General features: G+C 75.3%; 4 protein-coding genes and 1 pseudogene. 1 reads left to right on the top strand and 4 read right to left on the bottom strand.

Annotated elements, in window-relative coordinates:
* The 3 genes from JF597_RS52360 to JF597_RS52350 all read right to left on the bottom strand — a co-directional run.
* The coding region (locus tag JF597_RS52360) for an ABC transporter permease (protein ID WP_294013949.1) at nt 1–2423 on the bottom strand (2423 nt) is incomplete at its 3' end.
* Nucleotides 2416–5610: an FtsX-like permease family protein gene (locus tag JF597_RS52355; RefSeq protein ID WP_294013947.1), complete on the bottom strand. Its 3195-nt coding sequence runs from the start codon at nt 5608–5610 to the stop codon at nt 2416–2418. The genes JF597_RS52360 and JF597_RS52355, both read right to left, overlap by 8 nt.
* A 186-nt stretch (nt 5611–5796) precedes the next feature.
* Nucleotides 5797–6210: a globin gene (locus JF597_RS52350; RefSeq protein ID WP_069765753.1), complete on the bottom strand. Its 414-nt coding sequence runs from the start codon at nt 6208–6210 to the stop codon at nt 5797–5799.
* 68 nt (nt 6211–6278) lie between these two features.
* Between JF597_RS52350 and JF597_RS52345 the strand changes: the two genes are divergently transcribed.
* Nucleotides 6279–7259: a methyltransferase domain-containing protein gene (locus JF597_RS52345; protein ID WP_294013946.1), complete on the top strand. Its 981-nt coding sequence runs from the start codon at nt 6279–6281 to the stop codon at nt 7257–7259.
* Nucleotides 7260–7275: 16 nt separating this feature from the next.
* Here the strand turns inward: JF597_RS52345 and JF597_RS52340 are convergent.
* Nucleotides 7276–8236, bottom strand: a pseudogene (locus tag JF597_RS52340) (FHA domain-containing protein); the annotation flags it as partial.

Genomic DNA, 8236 nt, shown 5'->3' with positions numbered 1-8236 from the left:
GGGGACGTGCGCAGGAGGGACAGGAAGAGAGCCAGGACCGCGTATCCCGTGCCGGCCGCCACCGCCGTCGCGTAGACGCCTTCGGCGCCGGTCTGCAGGGGGGAGTCGACGTAGAGTCCGCGTTCCTCGGACTTCAGGTGAACGGACGCCGCCTTCGGGGCGGCCTTGCGTATCGCGGTGCCGTCCAGCGACGTCCCCGTCAGCAGCACCGTCGTCGGCCGCGCCGCCGCCGGGCTCAATGCCTTCCGGTTCACGACCAGGAAGTCCGGTCCCAGCACCGCGGGCGTGCGGTCGAGGACGGTGGTGATGCGGACGGTGAGCGCGCTGCCGTCCGGGAGGAGGACCGGGAAGGGGCGGGTGCCGTACGTCCGGGCGGTGGCCGTCGAGGCCAGGGCCGGTGCCGCCTCCCCGGTGGTCCCTTCCCTCAGCCGGGCCGCCTCGAAGGCGCCCAGGTCCGTCCGGGACGACAGCGCCGCGTAGTCCGGGGGGTTCACCCCGACCAGTGGTATCGACACTGCCCCGTTCTCCGGTTTCGCCTCGGAGATGACGCTCACCGCCGACAGCGCGGTCACCCCCGGTGAACGGCGCAGCCGGTCCGGCAGCCCGGACGGCAGCGGCGCCCCCGTCTCCACGCGCGCGTCGGCGCCGACCGCGAGCAGGGCCGCGTGGTCGCGGGCCTCCTGTACGCCTGCGAGGACAGAGCCGCCGAAGGCCGCCGTGGTCAGCGCGGTCAGCAGGGCCAGGAGGGGCAGCACCGCCGAGGCCGAGGTGCGGCCCGCCCGGGCCAGGGACAGATGCGCCACCGCGCCCCGCAGACGGGCGGCCGGACGGGCCAGGCCCCGCAGCGGAAGCGGGTACAGACGGACCAGGACCAGAGCGGCGACCACTCCCGTCAGCACGGGTGCAAGCGAGACGAGGTCGTCGGCGGAGCCCGAGGTGCCACGGCGACGCAACGACTCCACCGCTCCCGCGGCCAGCGCCAGCAGCGTCAGCTCGGCGACCGTACGGCGCCGCGACGGTCGTACGGACGAGATGTCCTCGCGGCCGGTGTGGACGCGGACCACGCGGTGGACGGCCGCCGCGCGGAGGGGGAGGGCCACGCAGGTCACGGCGGTGACCGCCACGGCGGCCGCGATCGCGTACGGGAAGCGGCCCTCGGGGACCGTGAGCAGCGCGGCGGCGAGCCCCAGGGCGCCCGCGGGGACGGCCACGACCGCCGTCTCGGCGAACAGGCGGACGGTGAGACCCCGCAAGGAGGCGCCGCGGGCCCGCAGCAGGGCGAGTTCGCTGCGCCGGCGGTCCGCTGTGAGGCCGCCCGCCATCAGGAGGACGACGACGGCGACCGTGCCGGCGCCGGCCGCGGCGACCGCGACGAGCGGGGCGACGCTCTCGCGGAGCCGGTCGTAGGCGATGAGGACCTCGTCGAGGTCGGTGCTGATCTCGGTCTGGCCGTCGAGCGCCGTCAGCTCGGTCACCGGACCGTCGATCTCCAGGCGCAGCTTCCGCAGTGCCGGACCGGCCTCCAGGGAGGCGAGCGCGGACCGCAGGGCCGGGGCGTCACGGGCCCGGAGCGTCTGCACTGTGGGCGCCAACTGCCAGTACCGCTCCGGGCGTCCCGGGGTGGCCAGCAGGACCGGGGCCGCCTCGGGAGCGACGAGCAGGGCGCCGAGCCAGTGCATGTCCACGGACGGCGCGGGCTCACGGATCAGGGAGGGAGTGCGCAGGATGGAATGGGTGGACCAGTAGGCGCCCTTCGGATCGCGGGGCGTGACGATGCCCGTGACCCGGATGGGGAGGGTACGGCCGGCGGCGGGTGAGTGGATCACCGAACCGACCTTGATGTGGAGGGACTTGGCGGTGTCGACGGTGACCGCCGCCTCCAGCTCGGGTGCGGTGGCGGTCACGTCGTCGTCCGCCCGCGGCAGACGCCCCTCGGCGACCGAGGCGTGGGCGCCGAGGCCCGCCTGGGCGACCAAGGTCACCTCCGCGGGCTTGCCCGTCGGCCTCGGCAGCCACGGGTCCGGTACCGGGATGTCCAGCGTGGTGCGCACGCCGTACGTCGACTGCCCCGGGTCGAGGACGAGCGGGCGTGGGACTCCGGCGCGGACCTTGGCGTACTGCGCGGCCAGCAGGTCGGGACGGAGGACGTCCTCACGGTCGCTCGGCTTCAGCATCATGGACGGCTCGGGGGCGTACACCTCTATGCCGGTCCGGTCGGGGCGGGCCTGCTCGGCGGCCCGGCGCAGTCCGGCGTCCTCGTAGCGGTCGACCGCCCGTGGGAACGCGGCCGCCAGGCACGCCGTCAGCGCGACCAGCACCGCGAGCGCGCACGCCGCGCCGGGCGCGGTCCGCAGCCGGGTGCGGACCCAGGGCACGGTCACCGGGGGAACCCCCGTCTCCTTGAAGCGTCTCACCTCACTCACCCCCCTCACGCAACGCCCGCGCCGGATCCGCCCGCCGCAGCGCCAGTGCCGCCGTGACCAGGATCGGGGCGAGGGCCACCGCCGCCAGCAGTGCGGCCGCCTGCGGGAGCGGGAGTTGCACCAGGACCGGCGGGACCGGTCTGGTCGCCTCGTCCGTCAGCACGATCAGCGGGACCACGGCCCGGGTCAGAACCGTGCCCAGCAGCGCGCCCACCAGCAGCGCCAGCACCACCAGGACCCCCTGCTCGACGGCGACCGCGCGGGCCAGCCGGCGGCGCGGGGCCCCCAGGGCGCGCAGTACGGCGAACTCCGCGCCCCGCTCCCGCAGCGACCCCGCCGCGCCCACCGCGAACCCGACCGCGGCCAGCGCCGCCGCCACCGCGGCCGCCGCGGCGAACGCGGCCTCGGGGCCCGCCCCGAAGGGGTCGTCGCGCAGCTGCCCGGCGAGCTCGTCCCGCACCACCACCTGCGCGGGGTCCATGTCGGGCCGGGCCCGAAGCGCCGCCGCGACCTTCTCCGACCCGCCCGGTTCCGTCATCAGCCACCACTCGGTCGGCTCCACGCCGCGGTTGTACTGCGCCTGCAACTCCCGGTTCACGGACCGCAGATCGATCAGCAGGGCCCCACCGCTGTCCGACGCCGTGGGCAACTCACGGATCGACCGCACGATCCGCACCGACACCGTCTCGCCGCCCAGCGGCACGTCCAGTGTGTCTCCCGGGGAGGCGCCCGCCGAGGCGAGGAAGCGCTCGGTCGCGACGGCGGTGACCTCGGCCGGCTCCGGCTGCGGGGCCTGCATCCGGACCGTCAGCGACCCCGTGCTCCAGGTGTCGTCGGACGGGATGAAACCGGTGCCGTAGTCCACCGTCAGCCGACCGGATCCCGAACTCAGGCGCGGCGGGGCCGGTCCGGCCTTCGGGTTCGCCGTCGGGGCGACCCCGTCGCTCCTCGATGTGACCTTCCACGTGGTGGGCAACGGCAGCCGCCGTACCGCCCCTTCGGTGTCCGCAGCCGTCAACTCGCCGAGGGTGAAACGGTGTTGCTCGGCCTCGCCGCTCGGCACGGAGACGATCAGTTCCAGGTCGGTGAGGGTCAGCGGGCCCCCGGACACATAGACGTCCAGCGCGTGGGCGCGGCCGTCGGCGGGGAGTTGGCCGGCCGGGACCCGGTAGGGAGTGCCGTAGCGGTCCTCCAGGGTGAGGGTGACCTGCGCCGACGTACCCGGGAAGGAACCCCGCAGGGCCGCCGTCAGCCGCAGCCGGGCCGTGTCCGCGGGCACCTGCACGCCCGTGACCGAGCCCTTGGGCCCAAGACCCTGGAGGAAGGGTCCGGAATGCAGGTCGGGACGGATCAGCAGCGAGGCGCGCGAGGTGTCCAGGGCCAGCACCGTCGCCACCTTGCTGCCGGACAGCGGCAGTTCGGAGCGGGCGGCGGGGGCGGTCCGCCGTACGCCCGCGACGGCCGCGTACTCCTCGGTGCGGCCGAGCCCCGCGCCCCCGGGGGTCAGCACCCGCACCGGCGCCCCGGCCCGGAAGTCCGCCTGGTCGGACTGCGAACGGTCCCAGGAGGCGCCCTGTCCGATGGCCAGCATGCCCAGTGCCATCGCGAGGACCAGCAGCAGCACCGGGCCCGCCCCGCGCATCGGGCGGCGGGCGATCTGCCAGCCCGCCAGGGCCGCGGTCAGGCCGCGCCCGCCGGTCGCCCGGCGTTCGGCGAGCCGGGCCAGCGGCGGCAGCAGCCGCAGCGTCAGGACGGTCCCGGCCAGCAGCGCGAGCGCGGGCGCCGCCACCAGCAGCGGGTCCACGCCCAGGGTGCCGGAGGTGTCTCCGGACACGGCACCAGAGGTCTGGTGGCTGAGCTGGAAGTACGCCACCGCGGCCACGGCCAGCAGCCCGAGGTCCGCCCCCGCACGCACCGCACCGGGCAGCGCCCGGGCCCGGCCGCGCGCGAAGGAGGAGGTCAGCGCGGGCAGGGTCACCGCCAGCGCACACCCGAGCGCCACCGCCGCCGCCACCAGCCACACCCCGGCCCGTCCGCCCGTCGGCACCTCCAGGTGCAGTCCGATCCGGGCCAGCGGTCCCCGCCCGGCCAGTGTCCGGGTCAGCGGGCCCGCCAGCAGCGGCGCGCACAGCAGCGCGGGCAACGCGAGCAGCGCCGCCTCCAGGGCGGCGAGGCCCGCGATCCGGCCGCGGGAGGCGCCGCGCGCCAGCAGCAGCCGGCTCTCGCCGATGCGCTCGCTGCTCAGGAGCCCCGCCACCAACAGCAGGGCGCAGCCCGCGAGGAGCACCAGCTGCAGGGCGATGATCAGCAGGGTCGAGCGGGAGACGAGCAGCGAACGGTCGGTGCGGTCGAGGACCTCGGGCAGCGAGGTCGACGCGGTCGTGGCGCCGCCGAGGGAGGACTCCTTGCGCAGCGCCGCGTTCCCAGCGACGGCCGTCTTCCGCAGCGCGTCCGAGCGCGCGGTCGTCACCGTCGCGAAGTCGGCCGACGCCAGCCAGCCCGACCCCCCGACGCTCACCGTCCCGTCGGCCAGCACACCTGCATCGGCGAGCAGCGGGCCGTACGTCGTGAAATCGAGCTTGTTGATGCCCCGCCCGTGCAGGTCGTCGAGAAGCCAGTACGGGTCGTCCGCGCGGACGGGCCGGTACAGGCCGGTCACCGTCACCCGCACCGCCGGGCCGCGCAGCCGGTCGGTGAGGGTGAAGCGGGCGCCGCGGCCGAGATCGAGGGCACGGGCGGCGGCCTGCGGGAGCGCCACCTCGACCAGCCCGTCGGCCCGCCTCGGCAGCCGCCCCTCGACCAGCCGCACCCGGCTGCGGTCCAGGGCCGCGAAGTGGGTCAGATCCGGGTCCCCGGACCGATCCCGCTCGGGCTGCAGCGACCGCGGCAGCGCGTACGGACCCGACCGCAGAAACGTCCGCACGGTCACCGGCAGCCCGTCGAACGTCTGCCGGGCCACTTCGCGTACGGCGGTGTCGGCGGCCGTACGACGGTCCTCGGGTACGTCGGCCTTGACGACCAGCGCGGTGTCGGCGGCGTTGCGCGGGTCCTGGAGGGCGTGGCGCAGGGCCGCGTCACCGATCGCGCCGGAGTAGGCGGTGAGGGTCGCGAGGACCGCGGTGGTGAGCAGGACCGTGAGCAGGGCCGCTGCGAGGAGCAGCCGGTGCGCCCGCGCACGCAGGAACACCAAACGCGCGATTCCCCCGAACCCCGTCACCCGGCCCCCCGCCGTGTTGTGCAGATCTCCGGGCGAGGATGTCAGAGGTGGTGCTCACGGGTAAGCGCTTGTAGCGCGGGCTTGACCGGATTGTGACCGGAATCCGGCGTCGGGCAACCGGAAAGCGACCGGAATCCGGCACTCAGTGACTGGTGGTCAGTCGGCGGTGTTCACCATTGAAGAGGCCGCGTACGTCAGGTAGTTCCACAGCTGTGTCTCGTGCTCCTCGGACAGGCCGAGCTCGTCGACGGCGTCCCGCATGTGCTTCAGCCACGCGTCGTGCGCCTCGCGATTGACGACGAAGGGCGCGTGGCGCATCCGCAGCCTGGGGTGGCCGCGGTTGTCGCTGTACGTCGTGGGGCCGCCCCAGTACTGCATCAGGAACAGTGCGAGGCGCTCCTCGGCCGGGCCGAGGTCCTCCTCCGGGTACATGGGCCGCAGGACCGGGTCCTCGGCGACTCCCTGGTAGAAACGGTGGACGAGGCGGCGGAAGGTCTCCTCCCCGCCGACCTGCTCGTAGAAGGTCTGCGTCTGAAGCGTGCCGCGCCGGATCTCTTTCACGTCAACCATGGTCTCAGACCGGGTGGAGGAGGACTCAAGGCTTAGGACCTCCGGCGCTCAGGGTGCAGAGTGGAGGTATGGGCACGCACGCTCTCGACAGGGATCTCACCGAACTCGCCGCCTCGGCACGGGCCGCGCTGGTGCGGGAGATCGACGCGAGCGGGGCCTGGGTCGGCGACCCGGTGTGGCGGGAGGCCTTCGAGGCGGTGCCCCGGCACCTGTTCGTGCCGTACTACTACGTCGGCGTCGTGGGGGGCTACGAGCGACGGTGGGGCGAGAGCCCGGACCCGCGCACCCGGGAGAAGTGGCTGCGCGGGGCCTACGCCGACGCCCCGCTGGCCACCCGGCTGCGCGACGGCGAACTGGTCTCCTCCAGCAGTCAGCCCTCGCTGATGGCGATGATGCTGGCCGCGCTGCGGGTACGGGACGGCGACCGGGTTCTGGAGATCGGCGCCGGCACCGGCTACAACGCGGCCCTGCTGGCGCACCGGCTCGGCGACGACCGCGTCACCACCGTCGACCTGGAGCCGGAGATCACCGAGGCGGCGCGCAGGCATCTGGCGGCCGCCGGGCACCACCCCGCCGTCGTCACCGGCGACGGCGCGCGCGGAGCGCCCGAACGCGCCCCCTTCGACCGGATCATCGCCACCTGCACCCTGTCGTCGGTGCCGGTCGCCTGGCTCGCCCAGTGCCGCCCCGGCGGACGGATCCTGAGCCCGCTCGCCACCGGGCTGATCGCCCTGACCGTCCGGGACGCCGGTCACGCGGAGGGACGGTTCCTGCACACGCCCGCCTACTTCGTTCCGTTGCGCGGGGAGGGCCGGCACGAAGAAGGGTTCATCGAGTGGGACGGGGTGCCGCGCCGGGCCCGGGAGAGCGATCTGTTCCGCTTCCTGCTGACTCTGACCCGGGACACCCTCGAACCCCGGGTGGCGTACGAGCTGTGGGAGCGCGAGGGGCGGCCGCGCCGTGAGCGGTACGGCATCACGGTCAGCGGAGAGCGGGAATGGGCGTGGCTGGACGACCCGGAGGGGCCGTACGCATGGCCCCTCCGGTGACGCGGCCGTTCGTTCGCTAGCCGCGGCGGATCGTGATCGTCGTCCAGGCGCCGACATGCACCCGGTCGCCGTCCTGGAGCGGCACCGGCACGAACGGCGTGATGGGCTCCTCGGCACCGTTCACGGTGGTGCCGTTCGTCGAGTTCTGGTCGACGACCGCCCAGGAGCCGTCCGGCTGCTGGACCAGCACCGCGTGCTGGTGCGAGACGCCCGGGTCCTCCGGCGGCACCGACAGGTCGACGTCGGGGGTGTCGCCGGTCGGGGCCGGAGCGCTGCATCATCGCCAGGAAGTAGTCGCGGTCCGGGCCGATGGTCGCCGTCCAGGTCGCCGGCTGCTGCGGGAAGGACGGGCCGGGGGGCGCGGGCGGGGCCTGGGTGGAGCCGGGCTGCGGGTAGCCGTAGCCGCCGGGGCCACCAGGACCACCGGGGCCGCCGCCGGGGGCGGTGGAGGACGGCGGGGAGAGGACCCAGTCGTCGGCGCCGCCGCCGAAGGACTGACCGCCCTGCTGGGGCCGGTTGGTCTCCTGAGGGAAGGCGGGCGGAGCGGATGCGCCCTGCGCCTGGAAGCCCTGCGGGGCACCGCTCGTGGCACCGGGGCCGGCGGGCGGGGTCGGTCCGGGGGGCGGCGGGACCGGGCGGGAGGGGTCGGCACCGAAGTTCGGCGGACCGCCGGGGTTGCCGCCGGGGCGGGACGGGTCGCCGGGGAAGCCCTGCGGGCCGCCGGGGCCGCCGGGACCCGAGGGGCCGGGCTGCGTGGGGTGGCCGCCGTAGCCCTGCGGGCCGCCGGGGCCGGAGGGGCCGGGCGGGGGCGGGTTGGAGCCGGGCTGCGGGTAGCCGTAGCCATCTGGTCCTTGGTTTCCGGGACCGCCGGGGCGGGAGGGGTCGCCGGGGTAACCGGAGGGGCCGGGACCACCCTGCCGGGAGGGATCGGGCGGGAAACCGGAAGGACCGGAGGGGCCCGGTGCGCCAGGGCCGCC

The sequence above is a fragment of the Streptomyces sp. genome (assembly GCF_019510245.1).
Taxonomy (GTDB): domain Bacteria; phylum Actinomycetota; class Actinomycetes; order Streptomycetales; family Streptomycetaceae; genus Streptomyces.
The sequence above is the reverse complement of the archived record's forward strand: the minus strand, read 5'-3'. Positions and strand labels throughout refer to the sequence as shown.

Excerpts from the sequence above, each read along its gene's own strand:
- JF597_RS52350 (WP_069765753.1), bottom strand. The coding sequence starts at position 6,210 with ATGGTTGACGTGAAAGAGATCCGGCGCGGCACGCTTCAGACGCAGACC.
- JF597_RS52345 (WP_294013946.1), top strand. The coding sequence starts at position 6,279 with ATGGGCACGCACGCTCTCGACAGGGATCTCACCGAACTCGCCGCCTCG.